A 23,251-nucleotide genomic window follows, 5' to 3' on the forward strand; every position below is an offset into this window, starting at 1 on the left:
TTTCCAGCTTACTAATTAAGAAGTCTCCGATCGTTTATTGAAAATCGGCCTCTGTGACACCCTCATTGATTTTGTAATCGGTAAAGGTAAATGCCATTTCCTGGCTTCCCTGCCCGGTAGAGACGGTCATCGCCTGACTGTAATTCATCATCAAGTTTCCCACCTTTTTATAGTCTCCGTAATCCGTGCGAATCTGAATGGATTGGCCATTGACATCCGAACTTATTTCTGACCGGAGTAACAGCCCTGTGTTAACATCATAATACTCTACTGAAGATTTGCCGGAGGGACCTGTTACCGTTAATTGATTAGCATCCTTGCCGTTAATTTTAACCACCTTGCCCGGCACCAGCTTGTAATCACTTTCCAGATAATGTAATTGTGGGATCAGGCTTTTCGAGTCTTTATACCTTTCCAGTTGATCGGCGGATAAGTCTTTTTTCTGGCCCATTTGCATTTGATATCCGGTCGTTCCGTTAAATACCGACTTACTGACAACTTTTCCATTCATACTCATTTCCATGGCTTCTTTATTAGGGGCCATACGTTTCATGGTGACGGGCAAATCCATCCCCTGTATTTTCATTGAACCAGTCACTGCAATAGAAGTTAATTTTGATACGCTCTCCTTACCACCGATGGCCTGCAAATAATGGGTTATCACTTCTTTGCCAGAAGCTGCTGGCTTATTAGCCGCTGCTGCAGCTTCGGCAGTAACAGGATTAGCGTCCTTATCATACATCTTCACCGGGTAGCCCAGTTTTTCGAGACCGGCCTTGATAGAATCTGCTTTACCGGCAATGACGATTCTGCTATTGGCATAATTGAAATATTTGCGGGCGACTCTTTGAACATCTCCTGCGGTAACCGCATTAATCTTTTGCAGATAAGTACGGTAGTAATCTTTGGGAAGATTATAGATCATGATATTTCTGGCAAAGCTGGCGATGCGGGCTTTATTTTCAGTGCCGAGCGCAAAATTGCCGTTAAATGCCGCTTTGGTATCTTTGAGCAGATCTGCCGGAACTTTCTGATCTCTGATTTTCTGGATATTCTGCATAAAAAGCACCACCGAACTGTCCGTAACTTCGTTACGTACGGCGGCATTGGCGTTAAACCTTGTCTGATGTATATTGCCGCTAACGGAGCTGTAGGCGCCATAGGTAAAGCCATGCTTTTCTCTAAGATCTTTAAATAAGTAGGCATCTGCTCCCCCACCCAGAATCTGATTGGCGATCAGTGTCGGAAAATAATCCGGATGGTCAATGGGGAGTGAAATGACATTTGTCACATTAATGACAGACTGAACAGCCGAAGGTACGTCTATCAGATCAATTTCTGTCGTCGCCGGATTGGCAACCTCCGGTATCTTGGCTACTTCTACTTTAGCACCCGTCCAGTCACCAAAGTATTTTTCAGCCAGGTTCCGGGCTTCCTCCGGTTTAATGTCACCAACGATGGTCAGATAGCCATTTGAAGGTGTGATGTATTTTTTATAATAATCCTTTACGTCGGCCAGCTGAATTTTTTCGACCGACTCGGTTGTCTCAAATTCTCCGAGCGGGCTTTCTTTACCATAAGCCAGAGCACCGGTTACATTACCCGCAATAGCATTAATAGATTTTTCCTGGCTTTTAAGGCCATTTAATTCCTGGGTTTTGAGTTTGTCAAAGGAGCTCTGCTGCATAGCCGGATAACGTAAAGCATCTGCTAACAACCCTAATCCTTTATCAAAATAACGATCCAGGGCCGCGACGGAGCCACCATTATTATTTAGTGAAATCGACGTCCCGTCCTGTTCAGCCGCCAGGTCAAATTCAGCTTTGCTCATGTGTTGGGTACCTTCGTTAAGCATACCGCCCATAAGTCCCATTGCACCCGCTTTTTCTCCCTCTTTTACCGGACCGGTATATATATAATAAGAAGCACTGATACTGGGGACTTTGTGATCCTCAACAACAAGGACTTTAATGCCGTTTTTGAGGGTATAGACGGCAGGATCTTTTAGTTTGATCACAGGGGCCGGGCCAGCCTTTGGGGCATGGGATCTGTCGATATTTTGTGCAAAAACGCCAGAGATCATAAGGGTGCCGACGGCTATAAAGAATATTTTTCGCATAATAGAAGTTTCTAAAAAATTATAGGAAATGGTTATTTCTCTTCATTATTTGGCTTTAGGCAAATAGTAAAGAACCAGACGTTGATTCTTATTCAGATATTTTCGGGCAACATCCCGGATCTGTTCGCGGGTCACAGATCTGATTTCCTTTAATTGTTCGTTGATATGATTGGTATTTTTATTAAAGAATGTGTAACCATTCGCCAGGTTCTCTGCGACTCCCAGATTAGAGTTGCTGCTGTTGACAAAACTCATTTCTGCCTGATTGAGCAACTTTTGGTAATCCTGCTCACTGATGAGGTTGGTCTGGATATCTTTAATATTTGCATCAATATCTTTTAACAAACTATCCAGTGGAGTCGTGCCATTGGGAATTGCCAACGTCAGATAAGCGCCATAATCTTCTAAGGAATAGTTGAAACAAGCTACCTGCAATGCAGTTTTTTTATCATCCACCAGTTCTTTATAAAGTCTGGAACTGGCGCCTCCGGAAAGTATGGAAGAGATCATGCCTAATGTCACTGCATCCTTTGAATTCTCTGCCGGTGTTCTATAGGCTGTAAGAATAGCTGGCAGTTGTATGTTGGCATCATAAGCCGTATCAATGATCTCCTGGGTGATAGGCATTTCTGCTATAGAAGGCTGCACGACTTCAGGGCCACCGGGGATCGGCCCAAAATAGGATTGGATCAGCTTTTTGGTTGAATCAATATCCAGATCTCCTGAAATACTCAATACAGCATTGCCCGGTACGTAGAATTTTTTAAAGAAAGCCTGAAATTCACTTAGTTTCGCCCGGTTGATATCCTCCATGGAACCAATAGGTACCCAATGATAAGGGTGTTTAACAAAAAGGTTTTTAAAGACTTCTTCCATCAGGTGACCATATGGCCGGTTATCAACTCGCATTCTTTTCTCTTCCTTGACGACTTCCCTTTGGGTATTTACCCCTACCTCATTGATAACGGGATGCATCATGCGTTCGCTTTCCAGCCAAAGACCGAGCTTGAGCTGATTGGAAGGAAACTCTTCATAATAAAAGGTTCTGTCCTGTGTGGTATTGGCATTATTGCTTCCACCGTTGGCAGAAACAATTTTCATAAACTCACCTCTTTTAATATTCTTACTGCCTTCAAATAAGAGGTGCTCAAAGAAATGAGCAAATCCTGTTAATCCAGGTGTCTCATTTTTAGACCCCACGTGATACATGACTGATACGGCCACGACGGGCGAAGTATTGTCCTGGTGCAATATAACATGCAAGCCATTGTCCAGGTCATATTCCGTAAACTTTACTTTTTGGGCAGACGAGGCCATGGATAGAAACAGCGCTCCTGCAATCAGGATGCTGCCTTTTGATCTTAAACGCATAAGTAAATAGTTTTCACATTAATTGTGCAGCAATTTAAGCAAAATTTGCTCCTACGCCTTAGTTTTTGGGTTAAATGGAGTGTTTACAGGATAAATGGGTATAATTTCTACCCCACTGGTAAAATTTAAAACTCTCTACAAAAGTGGTTGACTAACAATAGGTTGTCTATTATTATGGTAGACTATTGATGCGTCTGCCGGGTGGTAAAGGTCTGTCTTCTACCTGGCCACTTCAATCCTGACTTTTTTATTTTTTAAACGCTGGTCTTTGACAGAAGCTAGCATTTTGGAGGCTTTGTGCCGGTTGATGGCAGCGAAGGCACTGTAGTCTTTGACTTCAATCAGACCAATATCTTCTTTCTTAAGACCTCCAGTCTTTGTCAAAAAGCCTACGATATCAATTTTGCCCACTTTATTTTTTTTGCCGGCGGCTATATATAAGGTGATCCATTTTGATTTTACAGGCAATGGTGCTCCCGGGATTAGTTCGATCTTTTCCATTTCCGGATCCATGTAAGATGGCAGATACTGATCAGGGCCCAGCATAACAATAGCTGCCCCTGATTTATCCATTCTGGCGGTGCGTCCATTACGATGGATAAAGACTTGTTCCGTTTCTGGAAGCTGATAATGAATGATATACCGGATATGAGCAATATCCAATCCTCTGGAAGCCAGATCAGTAGTGATGAGTATATTGACCGTACCATTTCTGAATCGGTTGAGCGCTGTGTCGCGATCTCTTTGTTCCATAGCACCATGATAATATACCACTTCCAGTCCCTGGTCTCTAAGATAGTCGTATAATGATTCCACATGGTCGCGCTGGTTACAGAATAGAATGCTACTACGACCTCCCAGTGTACAGATCAGTTCGAAGGCAGCCTGCTGTCTGGAGACAGCAGTGCCAAAAACCAGAAGCTTATATTCAAGGCGGCCTTGCTCATTATCTTCGGCCGCTGTCCTGAAATCAAGGACCTTTGCTTGCGCCAGCGAAAAACCTTCGGGGCGCTGATCTGGCAATGTCGCAGAAATCATCCATTTTCTGGTCAGTGCATTTAAAGTGTCATGGATGAATGTGATTTCTGCCGTGAATCCAAGCTCCAGACATTTATCAAATTCATCAAGGACTAAAGTCTGGATGCCGGCCGGATCAATATTGCCCCTACGCAGGTGATCGGCCAGCCTTCCCGGTGTTCCAATAATAAGAGCCGGGCAGGCACTGAGGTTGTTTTCTTCAATCTCCCTTTTATGACCTCCATAGCAGCAAGTCACGGAAAGGCCGGATTGCAGTCCTCTGAACACATTCTCGATTTGCAGGGCGAGTTCTCTGGATGGGGCAATAATCATAGCCTGATTTTGCCTAAGCGTGTGATTCAGATCTCTAACCAGCGGCAAAAGAAAGGCCAGCGTCTTACCGGAGCCGGTTACAGATAACAAGGTGATGTCTCCCTCCTGCCCTGTTGTCGCTTCCAACATGGATTGCTGTAATAGATTTAGAGATTTAATGTCCAGATTACTGAGCAGAGTTTCTATATTTTTCTCCATCCGGCAAAAATAAGCCAATTGACAGGATTAATGGATGTTGTAACGCGTAAATTAATAATCAAGGTGATAGAAATTATCTAAGTAGTGATAATCAAAAAAAACAATATGTTAATCAATATACAAAAAAGCCAATATTCTGTTTCGGGGTTAAACCTAGAATATCAGTACAGGTCTTAGAAGAGAATCTCTTGTTTTTAATGATTTTTTTTTCAAGCAGCAGGGTTAAATATAGGAAGGCGGATCATTCATTTGGTTCGCCTTTTCTTATCTCCGGAAATTATCAGTTTTTTTGTTGATGTGTATATTTGTTCGAAACGCGTTTCATAACTCATAAGGGTGTTTGGGTGCATCGTTTTGATCCAAAAAAATAAAAATGCTTGCTTTATGAGGTTGTGTTTCCCCAAAAGCAAGCATTTTATAAGTGAGGCCGGTGTCTCTATCTCATGGACCTGCCGTTTGCAGTAATTAACTGCTTTAGCTCCTTGTTAAAGTCTTTTAATTCCAGCAATTGTTCTAATGTTACAGGCATCCGGTAACGCCAGTATTGATCAGGGTTCTCCGGATGATTGATCTGCTCAAGGTCGACCTCTGCAACATGCAGGCTGTCCTGGATATTCAGTAAATCCTGGATCAGGAAAATGCTCCACATCGCAGGGGATGCGAGGTTTTGTTCGACGATTAATTTATTTAGCCATCCCGGGAGATCATGCCCTGCAGGCGCATCTCCTTTCTGAAGGAGTACCTGTCGGTAATAAATTCCCTGTTGCTGGTGGCTGAGCCCCAGCCACCAGCCTCTAAGGCTACTGGTATCATGAGTGGAAGGCGAAACAACACTTAAGTAGGGAACTTTTGACAGGTCTTCTGCCATCTGCCCCATGATTTTAGGCATTCTTTGAACATAAAGGCCTAACAGGCCCAGATTACGCATGACTTCAGGAACAGAGCTGGGCGTGAAGCCCAGATCCTCCCCGCAGATCAACATGTTCGAGGCATTTTTAATCACTGGCAATTTTTCCATTGCCTCTTTTTTCCAGAGTTCATTTTGTCTCGAAAAAAAGTAATGATGGTATAGTTCCGTTAACCGGTTTTGTAAGGATTCATGTAAGGTTCTAAAGCTTGCTGTAAACTGCATATTGAACCTGAAATGAAATCCATTTTCCTGTGTTAAGTCCTTTATTAATACCAGATCGGTATGCAAACCCAGCAAAGCCTGTCGTAACCATTTATGATAGGTATCGGCCGGCAACTTTTTAAAATAGTTGTCTATCTTCCGCTGGGTGTCAAACAGTTCTTTAAACCGAAAAAAACCTTCTTCTTCCGCAACGAGAAATTCGTCAGCTACTTTTTGATAAGAGTCTGAAAAGATCTTTTTCAGTTCCCGAATATGGATATAGGGTTGATAGAGTCTTTCCAATGGAAAGTGAACACCGGCTTGTCTTAATTCTTCTTCTGTTACCGGTATCGCCGGCTGAAAATAACCTAATATCCCTTCTACAGCTGTTACAGGGATGCTCCAGATTCTGAAAAAACCCAGAATGTGATCAATACGGGTGGCATCGAAATATCCTTCCATATGTTTAAGGCGACTTTTCCACCAACGATAGTTATCTGCCTTCATACGTGGCCAGTTATAGGTCGGGAACCCCCAATTTTGTCCACTTACCGTAAAATCATCCGGCGGCGCACCGGCCTGAGCCTCCACATGGAACAGTTCAGCGTGTTGCCAGACATCTACACTGTTTTTAAAGACGCCAATGGCGATATCTCCTTTCAGGACACAGCCATGTTCGTGAGAGAACCGGGCGACGTCCGACAATTGCTTATGGAGGTGATATTGTACAAAGTAATGTATACAAAGTGCGTCTTCATCCAGCTTCGTTAACAGCATAGGAATATGCTGCTGATAGTTACTTTCAGACCAGGTAGAAAAATCAGCTGTGCCATATTTATCCCTCAACACAGAAAAGCAACCATAAGGCTCCAGCCACTCTTTGTTGGACGCAAAGAATGCCAGATAATCTTTTGACGCAAATAGCTGCTGCTTTTCAAGCGGGTAAATGGCTTTTATAATCTGCCATTTAGCCCTGAGGACAGCTTCATAATCTACACTCTCCGCTTCGTTGAGCTGCTGCCGTAACGGCTCCATAGATGTAAGGAGTTTTTCTGCCTGATCTTGCTGACTCAACTTTGTAACATCCAGATAAAGAGGATGCAGCGCAAATACCGATATCGAGGCATAAGGATAGCTATCCCGCCAGGTATGCGTTGCCGTGGTGTCATGAATCGGTAATAGCTGTATTAATTGCTGACCGGTAGCCTCGGCCCACAAAACAGCTTTTTTCAGATCGGAGAAATCTCCAACACCGAAGCTGTTGTCCGAACGCAGACTAAAGACGGGCACAATAAACCCTGCCCCCCTGATATTCCTTCAGTTGGTCCGGATAAAGCCATTTTGCAAGATCAGCAGTGAAGCATTTGACGGGTCGCTTTCCAATATTCTATTATCCCCCGATTCAAAACTTTCCAATTGGCCGGTAGCCAGGTCATAGATGCCGTATTTATAGGCGATACCCGATGTTGTTGGCTTAAGTGCAAGGGAAATGTCTATGCGCCATCTGCCCGCTTCTTCGTTGTTCATTAGAAGGGCTTTTGCCGCCTCCCAGCCACCTAGTGAGGCATCTTCTCCGATCAGGCAAACCGCTTTACCGGCTTCGAGTACAGGGGCGGTAATAATAAACCTATGTGTGTATTTTTTTCTGGAGCTGGTTGGCTTTTGAGCTGACTGAAGGTCGCCAGCCTGAATCGCCTGAAGGGCATCGGTTCCAAAAATATTCTCCACAAAGCCGGGTGCATTCCAGGCATCCCGAATGGTAATGGAAGTCACTGCTGGCGGAATGTCTAACTGATACGGTGCAGAAAGCGCAAGTGTGCCATCTGCATAACGAACCAAATAAGTGTATTTCAGCTGCCCGTTTTTAATAGAAGACTTATCAATCTCTAACTGAACGGCCCATTTTTGGTCATCAATATATTCCATGAGCGGCGCCTGATCTGTCGACTCAGCTCCCAAAGCCGGGTGAGCTCCGGAAATCAGCATGGCCTCACCGAATTGTGTCGAAAAAAATATTTCAAAGCGTAGATTAAGTTTGCCGGAGGACTTAATGCGCTTACTGTTACCGGTGGCGGCTTTTTGGGTTGCTGTTGAAGCAGGTTTTGCTGTTTTAGCAGCTTTAGCCACTTTTTTAGGAGTTGCTTTCGAAACAGCTTTCTTTGCTGTAGTGGCTTTTTTTGGCGCGGCTTTGACGGCCGTTTTCTTGCTAGTCGGAGTCATACCGTTTTGGGTCATTTTGTCTGATTGCATACCGGGGAGTTTAAGGGTTATATTAAATTAAAAAATTAGTTAATTTAAAAATAATTACGATGTAAAGGTAGTACAATTCTGACAAACAGCTGGTCGTCAGTTGGCCGTTACTTTTTCCTTAATTTTTGAGACAGCAGAAGCAGGTAAAGCTTGGCCGTTATAGTCAACAGTGCCCTTCATGTCAAGAGTGATGTCGCGGGATTTGACCAGTAATGTTTGTTGATCCACATACATTTTTCCTTTCTGTGTACCGGTAAAATGAGTTTTAAAGGTCGCGCCATCGCTGTTAATGACGCCGCTCTGACTGACATTCCCCGAAATCGTAACCAGCATATCTCCGTCTAATATACTCTGTATGGTATAGGTCGTGATCCTGGTATTGCTACCATGATTAACGGAGTCTGACCACTGCTGCCCAATTTCTGCAGGGCCGGATTTGCTCATCAGCAGTCCGAAATTACTGCCGACTTCAAAATCGCCTCCGGAAAGTGAGAGACCGCTAAGCACAGTATTGACTTGCCTGCCGAGTGCTGTATTGTCGACCTCTGTGATTTTCCCGGTACTATCCACTTCTAAATAGGTCTTTTTCCCTACGATGTCAAACAATGGTTTGGCAAAAGTTGAGGTACTGTCGGTTTTTTGGTTAGAATCATATTTTAACTGTACTCCCATGGTCTCGACTTCAGTATTCAGTCTTACAACTGATACATCAAAATGAAATTGCCCGTCTTTTTGACCTGTTCTTTGATATTGTGTGGTAAAATCTGCGCTGGTTTTATAGTCGACGTTTTGCTGGAGGATTGTCAGGCTGGTGGTAGAGCTGATCTGTGTTTCTTTGTCAAAAGCTCTATAAGGCTGAAATAGCTCAGTAAAGGGCGTGTTTTGAGGTTGAGGTAGACTATCTGCTATCTGGTGGGTGATTGAATTATCACTAATTGCTCCGTTGAATTTTTGAATTTCTTCCCCTTGTTTAGGACGCATCGCCGAATCGGGCAGCTGTTCTGCCGGGCGTTCCTGCACAGATGTCTTCGCTTGAGTAGGTTCTTGTTTGTTTTCTTGCTGTCGATTCAAGGCAGTAGTGTCCTGTGAAATTCCTAAGGTGTCTATAGGTAAATTATCAGCAGATTCCTTATCTTTCGAATGGCCGGGCTTATTGTCTGTTTTGTTTTCTACCCGACGGACTGGCTGCTCATTTTGGCTGGCCTGTGCTGAACTGTCTTCAGTTACTTCGAAGATATCCTCTAAATCTGTACTGTCGACTCTGTTATTTGCCGGCCTGCCGCTCGGGACATTAGGAACATTCACCGGCTCCGAAGCTATCTTTTCTGTATCGGATGCCGGAGTGACGGAGGGCTTAGGCAGTGTAAAGATACTTTGAATCGTATCTTTTTTAATGATATCGATTGTGTCATTTGCAGCCATTAAATCACTGCTGTCTGCTGTGCTCGGTGGTGTTTTAATAGAACCATCTTCTTGAGCACCCTTGTTATTCTGATGAATACTATCTTTTTTTTCGTTTAACCCGATCTGTCCTTCTGTCTCCTGTTTTTTTTCTTCTGCTTGTTCGTTTTTAATGGACTTGTCCTGCTGCTCGCGGGCTTTTTGCATTTCCTCAAAAATATCTACGATTTTACCGGTATCGCTGTTATTGAAGGTGTCAGAGACATTTTCATCCGAGCTATCCTTGCGTGTCGGGGGCACACCGGAAGGCAAAGAGTCTTCGTCGGCGTTGCGGTGGGTTTGGTCCGCCGGGAGAGCCTGTCTTGTTCGCTGAGTACTGTCCGTCTTTCCGGCTGCGGGTAACGTATCCTGGTTGGAGGCTATCGCCTTATAGGCAGTGGAATCTCCAATGCTATCTGTTACCGGGTGCGTTATCACTGGCTGAGCCGTGTCTGGTGTTGGAGCTTTTATGGTGTCCTGTGCATGGGCCGGTAGGGCTATAAACACGGATAGGGACAACCCTATGCACAGTAAAAATAATTTCATTCCTTTGTTCGTTTTTTAGGTATCATCCGAAGTGATACTTTGCATGTCGCAAAAATGGGCTGTTGTCTGTTTTTTCTTTGGGTGAAACAATTGCGTTTAAGCCACTACTCCACTGTTGTCCTTAAGTACATTATTCTTGCCAAAGGTAGTACCAGGTGCTAAAATTTTCCTAAGGATGATCATTAATTCGCTGCTAAAATTGATTTTTCAAGACGAACGGATGTTTTATAAGAACAATTCGCCGTGAAAAAGCTGTGGAAGCTTGATTACGGCGAATTATACAGATAGATATAGGCGGATGATATATTGACAATGTCGATTTATCCGATGGCCTGGTTCAGATCAGCAATCAAATCATCTGCATCTTCTATTCCTACACTTAAACGGATTAGCCCGTCGTTCAATCCGTTTTTAATACGTTCTTCTCTGGGAATGGATGCATGTGTCATGGTAGCCGGATGGTTGATCAGCGATTCCACGCCGCCCAATGATTCCGCCAGCGTGATGATCTTCGTACTGGTTACAACACGGTTAACTTCTTCGATAGATTCATTTTTAAGTTCAAAGCTTAACATGCCACCAAAATTACGCATCTGCTTTTTAGCGACGGCATAACCCGGATGATCTTCAAAACCACACCAGTGAACAATCGCTACTTTAGGATTCTGGCGTAGTGCATGGGCAACTTTTGCGCCGTTCTCGCCATGACGGTCCATTCTGACATGGAGTGTCTTAATCCCTCTGAGTACTAGGAAACAATCCTGTGGTCCCGGCACAGCTCCACTGCTTTTTTGGATAAAATACAGTCTTTCATAAAGCGCTTTATCCTTTACGATAATTGCTCCAAGGACCACATCACTATGTCCACCTAAGTACTTCGTTGCAGAGTGCACAACGATGTCTGCTCCAAAATTAAGCGGGTTCTGAAGATAGGGAGAGGCAAAGGTATTATCTACACAAAGCAGTGCTCCCGCTTTTTTAGCGATATCGGCGACCGCTTCAATATCGGTGATATTGATCAGTGGATTGGTTGGTGTTTCTGTCCAGATAAGTTTGGTATTGGAGTTTACCTTGGCTGTAATATTGGCCGGGTCTTTCATGTCGACATAATGAAAATGGATCCCGAACTTTTCAAATATTTGGGCAAATAAACGATAAGTACCTCCATACATATCAGTAGCTGCAATAACCTCATCACCCGGTGAAAGTAATTTAATGACGGCATCTGTAGCAGCTACACCACTGCTGAATGCCAGCCCGTACTTACCATTTTCAATGGCCGCGAGAGAGGCTTCCAGTGCTTGTCTGGTTGGGTTCCCTGCCCGGGAATAATCGTACCCTTTGGTTACGCCTGGCGAACTTTGTTTAAAAGTGGATGTTTGGTATATTGGAGTCATGATTGCACCGGTCAGGCTGTCTGGCTCTGCTCCGGCATGTATCAGCTTGGTGCCGATTCCCTGGTTATTTAATTCACTTGCCATATAGATACAATTTATAAATTTAGCTGCGAAGGTAGGTAATTTATTGCTTCAAAAGTCTACTAAAATAGTAGATATTTGCTTGTTATTGATGAATCTTTAGCAGTTCCGTGGCTTTCCCGAGTGCATAAGCTTGTAGTTGGGGGAAAAATCTCTGATAGACTTTCTCGAGATAAGGCAGCTGCAGCTCAAATGCGGTTAATACAGCTGATTGTTTATCTATCAACCCCACCCTTTTGAGTAAATTGGTTATAGCATTTTCAATGAAGGACAGTTCTCCGTAATGAACAAACCAGTTTTCATATTGCAGATAGGGAAAGTACCGTCGGAATCCTCCAACATGCCAACCGCGGCCTTCCGCGAGGCTCTTATAGGCCCAGGTGGCAAAACTGTGCCATTCACCTGCTGTTTTGATCGTGGTGTCATTGGCCAGAAAATAATCCATTGTAATGTCCATGATAGGCCCGGCGTATAAGCGGGCTGCCGGCCGGTAGATTTTTTTGGCTTCACTGATCAGTCGATGCTGGTCAGTAAAGCTATCTATGTAACGGTGTAACTGTATACCGGCCCTGACAGCCGGTGGGTATAATCCGATCTGCATTCCCTTTACATCATCACCGATCATATTACCTAATAAGATTTTGGGATGATTATGACTCAGATATGCATGGGCTAGGAGATTCATGGAATGCCGTTGATTAATTGAAGGATGAAGGTAGACGAATTCCTAATTTTTCCGCGATCACGCTTGCGATTTTGGCACCGTCCATGGCTGCACTGATAATACCGCCGGCATAGCCGGCTCCTTCTGCAGCGGGATAGAGATTAGTGATCTGCGGATGGTGAAGACCGGTTTCATCTCTAGGTATCCTGACTGGTGAAGACGTCCTGCTTTCCGTGGCAATCAATAAGGATTCATTCGTATAGTAACCTTTCATCCTACGCCCAAATTCTTTGAAACCACCAGACAGTGTCTGCGTAATAAATGCTGGTAATAATTGATCCAGCCGTTGACTGTCGGTCCCCGGTATATAACTGCATCTGGGCAGGTGACTTGATTTTTTACCGGCAACAAAATCCGTTAACCGTTGGGCTGGGGCGCAGAATTGCCCCCCTCCTGCCTGATACATAACTTTTTCTATTTTGCGCTGAAATTCCATCAGCATTAACGGATCCTTGGCATCTTGTTGCACCCCCTGGTGCTTTAGATAACTATAAGCAGCTTTTTCATCAACCTGGACCACCATGCCACTATTGGTGAAAGGGTTATTGCGCTTACTGGGACTCCAGCCATTGACCACGAGCTCGTCTGGGTCGGTCGCAGCCGGCGCGATGATACCACCCGGGCACATGCAGAAACTAAACACACCCCGATCTCCAACTTGTGCGACAAGGCTATAAGATGCCGGAGGCAGTTTCTGTTCCTCAATCTGCTCAACAGAACATTTATATTGAATTTCGTTGATGAGTTGTTGTGGGTGCTCTACCCTGACGCCCAGGGCAAAGGGTTTGTTTTCTATCTGGATATTTTTCTGTTTTAGTAACCGGTAGATATCCCTGGCCGAGTGGCCTGTAGCTAATATCACGTGATTGGCGAAGATCGTGTCACCGTTAGATGTCGTGATGGATCGTATTCGTCCGCTTTTCAGGTTGAGATCAGTGAGTTTTCGGTCAAAATAGATTTTACCGCCTGCCGCTTCAATTGTTTGACGCATAGCCGTAATGATGGCGGGCAATTTATTGGTACCGATGTGGGGGTGGGCCTCATACAGAATGGCAGGGTCTGCACCAAACCGCACAAAGGTTTCCAGGGCCTTCTGGATGCTTCCTCTCTTTTTACTGCGGGTATAAAGCTTGCCATCGCTATAAGTCCCGGCACCACCCTCGCCAAAACAGTAATTGCTTTCCGGATTGACCTGCCCTTTTTTATTAAGATCCGCCAAATCTCTTCTGCGGGCCTGTACATCTTTACCTCTCTCAATTATAATCGGACGGATGCCATGCTCCAGGCAGCTGATGGCAGCAAACAAACCCGCCGGACCTGCGCCAATAATTAAAACCTCGTGGCTGGCATGTTGGACATCCCGATAAGGAGCGTCAGGTAAGGTAACAGGTATAAATGTCTCTTGAATAAATACCTGCAAGGTCAGATTATAATAGATCTGCCTTTGACGTGCGTCCATAGATTTTTTAAGGATCTGATAGCCGGAAATCTGGTCAGCTTCGACCTGTAGCAACGCTGCTACTTGTTTTGTAAGTGCCTTCTGATTGGAAAAGTCCTGCGCCGTAACGCGTATCCGGAGTGCAGTTTGCATGAAAATGGATTGAGGTTAGGTAGTTATCCTAAATTTACCGAAAATCTATACATATGTCTAATGCCGACTTGATATATAGGGTAACAAAGTTACGGTTTTCAGGAAGAAATATCATATAGACGGTTTTTGAGGCTAAATCTAATTTTGAGGTGCCAGCCGACTAGGAGAAATATCCTGCCAGTCTAAAAAAGAAGAAACTTCGGTCTCTGATTCCAAAATTGTTGGCCATGAATCTCTGTATTTTACCGTTCATGTTTTCGGCTTTTGCATTTGTCTGACCTGTCTTGAAATAGTTGACGATGTCATCAAAATGCTTCTCAAACATTTTCCGAATAGCCGTGAATGCGGGGATCCTGGCGATCACCACGTCATCCAGCCAGTCGTATAAATCTCTTTCCACAAAGTCTAAATCTTTCCCTATATGCTTTTTGTCATACCAGTTTCTGATTTTTTCAGTTAGACATAATGCCGTTCGCAGTATGGGGTAACGATCTGATAAGTAATTCATTACGGCCTGCTCTTCCTCATCCCAATGCATCATCCTTTTAAATATGATGTACCGTGATCGTTCAATATATTCCAGTTCGCTGAGGCCTTTAATCGGAGCCTGATCTGCCTGACTATCTTCCTGACCCTGGTTTATGACCTGAGTTTTTATTAGCTTCCGGACTTGTTGCAGTGCATCAAGTACATGGGTAATTACATGAAATTTGTCTACTACAACGCAGGCATTGGGGAAGAGTTCTTTGCTAATCCTTTTGTAGGTGGCATTCATATCACTGCTAACCGATTTGACATCCTGTAACCTTTCTGAAAAATAGGCATTTATAGCCTGCTTTATTTCGTCCCCATTTTAAGTTTGTGCAACCAGTGCGATCTTTCCGGTTGTAAGATTTGTCATCACTGTGTACATTTTCTTGCCAATCATTTTTTCATCGATTGTCATCTTTTCACCGACGTTCTCTGATTTGGCTATATAGACAGGCTTCTCCTTAACCACTTCTCCCGTCGCCGGATCTGCTATTTTTATAGACTTTTCGCCCCAGCTTCCCGCCTTTAACTTCTCGGGGTAGCCACTGAACTGAAATTTATACCAGTTGTACAACGTACGGGGCTTTATGCCAAACATATGAGCCACACAACTGATATTGATCGGATGTGCTTCGATTCTATCTTTTAAAAAAGCCAGCCATTTCGTTTGTTAATTTCGCTGGATGGTCGGTGATCCCATATTCATTACTGAAATGCTCATCGGTTCCCGCCACCTTCCAGCGACGACGACGCAGAATCAAATACACCGGTTTTAAACTAAAGCCGTGACTTAGGATCGTCTTCGGATTGCAAAAACCATCTAAGACAACATCTGCTTTGCCTGACAACGCAGCAGGAACTAACTGTTTTTTCTCTTCAAGGGTGATCTGCCATTCTGAATTAAGTTCCTTGATCGATGCTATCTCAAAGAATTCCAGCATATCCTGAGGTACCATCATCCTGGATAACCCAAAAAGAATGGACTCCTTCGTGTTTTCCTGATTTTTCATGGTAGGACTTTTCTACCCTAAAGTTACAACTTTAGTCGGCTGGCACCTCAAAATTAGATTTAGCCGTTTTTGACCAGTTACTATTAAAAAACCGGAAAACTGGTGCAATTGCAACAGTCTCCCGGTAAGGTTTGCTTCCAGATATTTTGTATGATTGGCGGATTCCTTAGAATCGTACACCCGCGGTAATGAAAAAGGCATTGTTGCGAATGGCGACGTTGGCCACCGATCCGTCATCGTAATAATATCCGTGTTTATTAATATTTAAAAATCCAAACTGGTATCTGGCAGAAAGCCCGAATTGGGTGCCTCCGCTACCATCGTTAGGGAAATAGTATTCCAACCCAACTACACCTGAAAAATCACTTCTTTTATAATCGGCTGTTACGTCTCCTTTTCCAAAATCGCCTTTAAAAGAACCTGAAGGCTGCGTATTGGCACTTAAAAGATAACTGTACTGTGGTCCGAATAGCACCCCGAAACCGGTAAATGGCTGACTGTAGCGGAATAAAATAGGCAGATTCAAGTAGTTCATATTCAGGTTTATATTGCCTTGAAAGTCATCCGACGTATAGTCATCATAATAATTTGTCCCCATGCCGGTATAACTTAATTCCGGCTGAACAAACCACCCATAGCTGATCGGCACGCTGACTGAAACGCCGCCAATGAAACCCGCTTTAGAATTGTCTGAATAGGCATAATCAGAATATTGGTCAGAGGTTATCTGGTTGGCGATGGACAGTCCGCCAAATACACCGATTCTGGTGCGCTCAATAATTGTATTACCGCTGCGGATCTGCGAAAAACCTGCGGTAGTTGCCAAACTGAATAAAACAACGAATAGCTTTTTCATGTATTAAATTTTAATAATGTTCAATGTCCGCCATTATGCTGGCCTTAAATTAATGTTTCTAGTCTCAGCTACAACACTTCCAGATATTAGCATTATTTCTACTCCGTAAATATAAGGGAAACGCCGCCAATTTCTTAGATATATAATTCTGTTTTAGGTTTAATCTAACAAGTACTGCTTTAACGTTTAGTTGTTCTTAACCGGCTACCAATAGACTGCACCCCCTCAAGTCACTATGGTCCAACCGCCCCCAAATCTCAAAGTGATCCGGATAAATCCAGCCCACATCATCGGTAGCAATAAAGCTGCAACTATGGATATTCGCCAGATCAATGACATTGATTAACCCCTTGCCTGTATTTTTGAGTTCGAATGGGTCATTTTCATCTCTGATCAATAGTTGCATCCACGGCGGGCAATGGTATTGTCCATTGCCTTTGGAATATGCCTGACTGAGCAGCTCTGTCATGCCGTATTCAGAATGTATCGCTTCCACACCCAGTCTGGATTTTAAATATTCATGCACCTCTTCTCTCGTCATTTCTTTTTTTCGGCCTTTCATCCCTCCTGTATCCATAATAACGGTATGTGTCAGCGAATAGCTACAGTTTTGACTTTGCTTTAACAGGAGAAACCGGTCTGCGAAATCCATCAGTGCAAAAGTCACACCCAAAAGCAAGACCTTTTGCCCTTGTTTTTCCAGATTCAGGATTAATTTACCCAACCTGTCAAAGTCATACAGGTAAAACCCGCTTTCCGGATGTTTACTTAGTTCTATCAGCCCGTGTACCATTTTTACAAGAGAAGAATGGCCTTTTTCGAGGTAGTTTGGCAATAAGCCGATAATACAATAATCCTTAGGATTACCATAAAATAGTTCAAAGGTCTTCACAAAGCTTGTATGGTATACGGATGCATCCCGTATTAAATGGCGGCTGCTGATCATTTGGGTGGTGCCACTGCTCTCAAAAGTGAGCTCGGGATCAAATTCTCCTGTTTTCACCGCTCTGGATTTAAAAAATGAAATCGGTAAGAAGGGAATCTGCGTTATATCCTGAACAGCCTGAACACCAGTTCCAATTATATCACACCATTGCCTGTATACACAGCAGTGTGCATATTGGTAGCGGAAGACTTCCAGTGCCAGGGCAGGATCAAAATATGATTGTTGGAAGATCCTATCAGTAGATATTTCAGGTTCAGCTTTCATAAATAGCTGCAAAATTAAGCAATTGTCCCGGAGTTGTATACCAACGGCCAGAAATTAATGCGCCTCAAAAAGTGGCAGTCGGGACTGAGGGAAACCTGCTTTTAAGAAGGAATATACCAACAACCATGTTCGGACATGAAGGACATATGGTTTGGGTACCGATTTTCCGGTTTTCGATGAAAATGAAAAATGTGCATTGTTGGTAGGAGATGTAGCAGTCATAACTGCTGATGAGCCTGGTCATCCCGAACACCATTAAGACTGCTTTTCCCGGCCGCATATTCGGCGCAAGACCTGAATTCTGTATATTTAAGTTGTTCAGCAGTCTCTTATTACTGACGAACAGCTTGTTCTATGACGGTGTCAGCCAATTCCCATGGCCGTTATACTGGAGTTGATTTCATTCAAAAAGGCACTCATTTTTTTTTAATGAGTTGACCGGTAGATGATATTAGCTCATTGCTTCTGGCGATTTGCTTATCCCCCCACTCTTTTAGATAACTGATAAATGGTATTAACTCCTTGCCAATTTCTGTTAATGCATATTCTACTTTGGGAGGCACTTCCTGATAGACTTTTCTGGATATCAGTCCATCTAGCTCAAGCTCTCTTAAGCTTTGTGTCAACATTTTAGTTGTGATGTCCGGAAGGGTTCTTCTTAATTCTCCATAGCGGAGAATCTCATGTTCATGCAAATACCAAAGAATCCTTCCTTTATATTTTCCTCCGATTCTTTTAAAGGCGTAATCAACAGAACAGGTTACTGTTTCTGGACAAATCTTTTCCCTTTTTTTCATTTTATCTTATTGATTAATAGGTTACAATACTTTTAGTATATAGGGTACAAAAATGTACATACTTGTGACAAAGGTATATATAATCTAGTTTTGCCAAACATTAAAAATAAAACACAATGAATTTAAAATTAAATGGCAAAGTTGCAGTCGTAACCGGTGCCTCAAAAGGCATAGGCGCCGCTATTGCAAAGCAATTTGGAGGTCAGGGGGCAAAAGTGGTAGTCAATTATGTGTCTAGCAAAGTTGACGCTGATAAAGTAGTGGATGAGATTGTTAACTCCGGTGGCGCTGCTATCGCGATTCAGGCTGATATCTCAAAAGTTGATCATATAAAGCGCCTATTTGAAGCAACGATAAGTCAATTTGGCAAATTGGATATACTGGTCAACAATGCAGGCGTATTTAAGATTGAATTGCTTGACGGTATTACGGAGGAAAGCTTCCATTTACAAGTTAACACGCATTTGATGGGGCCTGTTTTTAGTATTCAGCAGGCCGTGCCACTATTTGGAGACAGGGGCGGCAGTATTATTAATGTGAGTTCTACGGTAAGCCAGAATCCTGTTGCCGGAGTGATGGTTTATTCTGCGGCAAAAGCGGGCATAGACAATATCACTAAAGCATTGGCTAAAGAATTAGGACCTAAAGGAATTCGGGTAAACGCCATTGCTCCTGGTGTGACAGAGACAGAGGGAAACCATAAAATGGGGATTATCGGTGGTGATATTGAAAAGCAAATGCTGCCTTTGACGCCATTAGGGCGAATTGGCCAGCCCAATGATATTGCTCAGGTGGCCACGTTTCTGGCTTCTGATGAATCGGCCTGGATAACAGGTGAAAGAATTACCGTTTCTGGAGGCCTTCTTTAAGATTGGTATGCATAAAGGCATAAAGTGTCGCCTGTCGTATGGTTGGACGGCACTTTATGCCTTTTCTCTATTCAATTGTCAGGTTGGAATAAAAGATCAGAAATCCCTGAAGTCCCAGCCGCCTCTATATGGTCTGCCCACCATTACATTCGCATATTCACTATCGAATTTTTCTGTTACCGGGTCCCACTGTATATCTTTTTGTAATTGATAGGCGATATTAACCGCATTGCAGACCGTGGCAGACCTGTGCCCTGTTTCTACGTCACAAATAGGCTTTGACCTTTTCTGTATCGCAGATACCCAGTCCTGATAATGGTTGTCACTATAATACAGGCGTTTGTCACTTTCCTTGAATTTGAATCCCGCCAGGTTGTCCGGTGTTGTCCTTAAAAAGCCCCTGCTTACCTCAACCTTGCCTTTTTCTCCAATAAATTGAATGGCATTGCCTTCGCCCCAGTTTTTATGGTTGACCCGGACGCCATTGTCATAAACAAAATATAGCCCTTCCTTAGCGCCGGACTGTTTAGGGGGGATAAATTTAACCGGACCAGAGCTGTCCATACCCAGCGCCCACTGTACAATATCAAACATATGTGCACCCCAGTCAGTAACGTAGCCGCCTCCAAAATCACGATAGCCGCGCCACCATGCCCAATCCTTTGCTTCCAGCGGGGGCGCAAGAATGGCATTATAGCCCCTGAACAGAGAGGGGCCTACCCATAGATCCCAGTCCAGATTGTCTGGAACGGGTTCTGTCGGCAAATCGCATTGAACCACCGGCCCGCCCACTGAGACATTGATTTCTGTGATCTTTCCTATATAGCCGTTATACACCAGTTCCGCTGCCTGTCTGAAATTATAGGAGGATCTTTGCATACTGCCTGTCTGAAATACCCGTTTATATTTTCTGGTCGCCTCTACCATGGCCCTGCCTTCTGCAATGGTCAGCGATAATGGTTTTTCACAGTAAATATCCTTACCGGCCTTTGCGGCATCAATTGCCACCTGCGCATGCCAGTGATCCGGTGTGGCAATGACAACAGCATCGATGTCTTTTCTTTCCAAGAGCTCCCGATAATGCTTGTACCCTTTTATATCGACATCGATATGCTTTTTAGTATTTTGTTTTTTGGCTAGTTCGATAAAATGGCCCAGTTTACGGGAATCTACATCTGATGCGGCTCTTATTTGGGTTTCGCGGGGACCGCTCAGATAGCTGACCAGACCATGGGATTGTTTTCCGTTACCGATGAAGCCCAGATTGATTCTATCACTGGGCGCAACATAACCTTTGCCACCCAGTACGAAACGTGGGACAATCGTAAGCGCTATGGCACTTAAAGTGGTCTGATGAATGAATTTTCGTCTTTGCATGAATATTGATGTTTAGCGTATGAACTAGAGATGGATTTGAAAATTAAATATAAGCAAAATATCTTATGTCGATGAGGCTTAACGAAAATTGTTTTAGCGTTTTTCATTGGAAGAGGCCTATTTAGATGACATCATATAGGATTCGTGAAGGACAATATATTAAAGAAGTCTTATGTATTTTGATTAATTTTAACCGCAAAACAGTTGGAAGGCTTTGACTTCTGCCTGTATATCTGGTATGGATGCTTTTTAGACAAATCAACATTTTGAGAAAGAAGATAACAGAGTTTGTATTTTTTGGCAACTATTTTTATGCATTGTGTACGGTGGCCTTGTCTATGGAAGCCTCTCTCCAGCAAGGTGTGCCACTGAATACGCCAGCCTATTATGTTTTACTGGTGGCGGGCACTATTGTTTATTACACCTATGCCTATATGGGCGAGCTGCATCTTTTTAACGCCTTTAGTAAAAAGATTGGGCTACCCAGAACGGCGGCCACCACCAATAGTTACTATAACCGAAGAACCCATTGGTACACCCGCAATTACAGAACGATAACTATTACGCAGTTTGTTTATACACTTATCGCCATAACGGCTGCGCTTTATCTGGCGATAAAGGAATTTCATGAAATATTTAGTCTTCATGCTGATGAATGGCTGATGTTGTTACTGGTACCAATGGTCGCATTCTTTTATTATGGTAATGACTACTTTCCTTTTATTAAGATCAATTTGCGCAATTCCGGATGGCTAAAACCCTTTATTATTGGCTTTGTATGGGCTGGAGCTGTCACTATTTATCCCGTGATGTTTTATAAATGGCAAATCAATCAACATTATGAGATTTCTGTAATGTCTATCTGGTTGCTGATAAAAAACTGGATGTATATTTCCGTACTGTGTATCATGTTTGATATCAAGGATTATGCAGATGATTATAATCGTCATTTGAAAACCTTTGTGGTCAGGGTCGGGTTGAGAAGGACGATTTTCAGTATTCTGTTACCTCTAATCGCTATCGGGTTGATGGCGCTCTGGGGGTTTGCGTCCAATCAACATTTTGATGGCCCCAGGACCCTGATCAATACGCTACCCTTTATCGCGCTACTATCTGTCGCTTATTCGATGCATAAAAGAAAACCAATCCTGTTTTATCTGATCGTTATTGATGGGTTGATGTTACTCAAAGGGATCTGCGGGGTCATCGGCTATTTGCTATTTCCCTAAATTGTTTATTTTTGGTCTCTAAATAGTTTTTTCATGGCAAAATCAAAGAAGCAAAAAGAGCATCCGCAAAAAGTGGGTAAGAAAGACTGGGAATTTTTAACCGGCTATATAAATAACGCCTCTCCTGTAGGGTTTGAACATAGTGGACAGAATATCTGGCTGGATTATATAAAACCCTATGTTGACACTGTCTTTACAGATCCTTATGGAACAGCAGTGGGTGTCATTAATCCAGAGCATCCATTTAAGGTCGTCATTGAAGCACATGCGGATGAGATCTCATGGTTTGTGAATTATATTACTGATCAGGGTTTTATCTATCTTAAACGAAATGGTGGAGTGGATCATCAGATTGCACCAGCCATGCGTGTCTGGATACACGGCAAAAAAGGACCTGTAAAAGCTGTGTTTGGCTGGCCAGCCATCCATACCAGGCATAATCCGGACCAGAAAGAGCCCACTCCTAAAGTGGATAACCTGTTTTTGGACTGTGGCGCCCGTTCTAAAAAAGAAGTGGAAGAACTGGGTATTCATGTAGGCGCCGTTGTGACATATCAGGATGGTTTTGATGAACTGGCAAATGACTATCTGATCGGTCGGGCTTTTGACAACCGTATCGGTGGCTTTATGATTGCACAGGTTGCTCGACAGCTCAAAGAAAATAAGAAGAAATTGCCTTTTGGACTATATATCGTCAATGCTGTCCAGGAAGAAATCGGCTTACGCGGAGCAGAAATGATTGCCAGGAGGATTAAACCGGATGTAGCGTTTATTACGGATGTTACGCACGACACGCAGACACCTTTTATCAATAAAAATATTGAGGGGGACACCGCTTGTGGAAAGGGGCCTGCATTGACATATGGTCCTGCTGTGCAGAATAAACTTTTGCAGTTTGTACAGGATGTTGCAGAAAAAAATAAGATAGATGTACAACTAAGGGTGACCAGTCGAAGTACAGGAACAGATACGGATAGTTTTGCCTATGCCAATGATGGCTGCCCGTCTGTTTTGATTTCTATACCCTTACGATATATGCATACCACCGTTGAAATGCTCCACCGTTCAGACATTGAATCTACCATTGAACTCATGTATCAGTCATTAGCCGCATTGACGCCCAAGACCAATTTGAGTTACTTTTCTAATTAGGAGGTTGATGTAAATTATCAAAAAGGTTGCTTTTACCGAAAT

The 23,251-nt window shown here is 43.4% G+C and carries 19 protein-coding genes; 3 read left to right on the forward strand and 16 right to left on the reverse strand.

Annotated features, from left to right (window positions below):
• Nucleotides 1-34: 34 nt before the first annotated feature.
• The 15 genes from K9M52_RS16990 to K9M52_RS17060 form a co-directional block, all read right to left on the reverse strand.
• Complete coding sequence (locus K9M52_RS16990; RefSeq protein WP_224069633.1) at nt 35-2,119, reverse strand: M16 family metallopeptidase; 2,085 nt, start codon at nt 2,117-2,119, stop codon at nt 35-37.
• A 45-nt stretch (nt 2,120-2,164) separates the two neighbouring features.
• Nucleotides 2,165-3,490: a M16 family metallopeptidase gene (locus K9M52_RS16995; protein ID WP_224069634.1), complete on the reverse strand. Its 1,326-nt coding sequence runs from the start codon at nt 3,488-3,490 to the stop codon at nt 2,165-2,167.
• A 219-nt stretch (nt 3,491-3,709) separates the two neighbouring features.
• The gene (locus K9M52_RS17000) at nt 3,710-5,038 is read right to left on the reverse strand and encodes a DEAD/DEAH box helicase (protein WP_224069635.1); all 1,329 of its coding nucleotides are present in this window, start codon (nt 5,036-5,038) and stop codon (nt 3,710-3,712) included.
• Nucleotides 5,039-5,474: 436 nt separating this feature from the next.
• Complete coding sequence (locus K9M52_RS17005) at nt 5,475-7,439, reverse strand: 4-alpha-glucanotransferase (protein WP_224069636.1); 1,965 nt, start codon at nt 7,437-7,439, stop codon at nt 5,475-5,477.
• Between the two features lie 27 nt (nt 7,440-7,466).
• Nucleotides 7,467-8,399: a carbohydrate-binding module family 20 domain-containing protein gene (locus tag K9M52_RS17010; RefSeq protein ID WP_224069637.1), complete on the reverse strand. Its 933-nt coding sequence runs from the start codon at nt 8,397-8,399 to the stop codon at nt 7,467-7,469.
• A gap of 96 nt (nt 8,400-8,495) precedes the next feature.
• Nucleotides 8,496-10,385 (reverse strand): DUF6263 family protein, encoded by a 1,890-nt coding sequence (locus K9M52_RS17015; protein WP_224069638.1) that lies wholly within the window; start codon nt 10,383-10,385, stop codon nt 8,496-8,498.
• Nucleotides 10,386-10,705: 320 nt separating this feature from the next.
• Nucleotides 10,706-11,866 (reverse strand): cystathionine gamma-synthase, encoded by a 1,161-nt coding sequence (locus K9M52_RS17020; protein ID WP_224069639.1) that lies wholly within the window; start codon nt 11,864-11,866, stop codon nt 10,706-10,708.
• A gap of 82 nt (nt 11,867-11,948) precedes the next feature.
• Nucleotides 11,949-12,548 carry an acyl carrier protein phosphodiesterase gene (locus K9M52_RS17025; protein ID WP_224069640.1) on the reverse strand — a complete coding sequence of 200 codons (600 nt, stop codon included), beginning with the start codon at nt 12,546-12,548 and terminating at the stop codon, nt 11,949-11,951.
• Between the two features lie 13 nt (nt 12,549-12,561).
• On the reverse strand, nt 12,562-14,178 hold the full coding sequence (locus K9M52_RS17030; protein WP_224069641.1) for an NAD(P)/FAD-dependent oxidoreductase: 1,617 nt from the start codon (nt 14,176-14,178) through the stop codon (nt 12,562-12,564).
• Nucleotides 14,179-14,338: 160 nt separating this feature from the next.
• Nucleotides 14,339-15,019: a transposase gene (locus tag K9M52_RS17035; RefSeq protein WP_224071875.1), complete on the reverse strand. Its 681-nt coding sequence runs from the start codon at nt 15,017-15,019 to the stop codon at nt 14,339-14,341.
• Between the two features lie 12 nt (nt 15,020-15,031).
• Nucleotides 15,032-15,316, reverse strand: a complete 285-nt coding sequence (locus K9M52_RS17040; protein WP_224069642.1) for a hypothetical protein — start codon at nt 15,314-15,316, stop codon at nt 15,032-15,034.
• Nucleotides 15,317-15,347: 31 nt separating this feature from the next.
• Nucleotides 15,348-15,719: an ISAon1 family transposase N-terminal region protein gene (locus K9M52_RS17045; protein ID WP_224069643.1), complete on the reverse strand. Its 372-nt coding sequence runs from the start codon at nt 15,717-15,719 to the stop codon at nt 15,348-15,350.
• Between the two features lie 166 nt (nt 15,720-15,885).
• Entirely contained in the window at nt 15,886-16,575 is a 690-nt protein-coding gene (locus K9M52_RS17050; RefSeq protein ID WP_224069644.1) for a porin family protein, read from the reverse strand.
• Between the two features lie 196 nt (nt 16,576-16,771).
• The gene (locus K9M52_RS17055; protein WP_224069645.1) at nt 16,772-17,785 is read right to left on the reverse strand and encodes a LuxE/PaaK family acyltransferase; all 1,014 of its coding nucleotides are present in this window, start codon (nt 17,783-17,785) and stop codon (nt 16,772-16,774) included.
• A 416-nt stretch (nt 17,786-18,201) separates the two neighbouring features.
• Entirely contained in the window at nt 18,202-18,582 is a 381-nt protein-coding gene (locus K9M52_RS17060) for a winged helix-turn-helix transcriptional regulator (RefSeq protein WP_224069646.1), read from the reverse strand.
• Nucleotides 18,583-18,698: 116 nt separating this feature from the next.
• On the opposite strand from K9M52_RS17060, the gene K9M52_RS17065 reads away from it, so the two are divergent.
• Nucleotides 18,699-19,451, forward strand: coding sequence for an SDR family NAD(P)-dependent oxidoreductase (locus K9M52_RS17065; protein ID WP_224069647.1), 753 nt, complete (start codon nt 18,699-18,701; stop codon nt 19,449-19,451).
• Between the two features lie 96 nt (nt 19,452-19,547).
• Here K9M52_RS17065 and K9M52_RS17070 read toward each other — a convergent pair whose 3' ends face one another.
• Entirely contained in the window at nt 19,548-20,828 is a 1,281-nt protein-coding gene (locus K9M52_RS17070; protein WP_224069648.1) for a Gfo/Idh/MocA family protein, read from the reverse strand.
• A 266-nt stretch (nt 20,829-21,094) separates the two neighbouring features.
• Here K9M52_RS17070 and K9M52_RS17075 point away from each other — a divergent pair, with 266 nt between their 5' ends.
• The gene (locus tag K9M52_RS17075; RefSeq protein WP_224069649.1) at nt 21,095-22,057 is read left to right on the forward strand and encodes a UbiA prenyltransferase family protein; all 963 of its coding nucleotides are present in this window, start codon (nt 21,095-21,097) and stop codon (nt 22,055-22,057) included.
• Nucleotides 22,058-22,090: 33 nt separating this feature from the next.
• On the forward strand, nt 22,091-23,209 hold the full coding sequence (locus K9M52_RS17080) for a M42 family metallopeptidase (protein ID WP_224069650.1): 1,119 nt from the start codon (nt 22,091-22,093) through the stop codon (nt 23,207-23,209).
• Nucleotides 23,210-23,251 lie beyond the last annotated feature (42 nt).

Source organism: Arachidicoccus terrestris (genome assembly GCF_020042345.1).
GTDB lineage: Bacteria > Bacteroidota > Bacteroidia > Chitinophagales > Chitinophagaceae > Arachidicoccus > Arachidicoccus terrestris.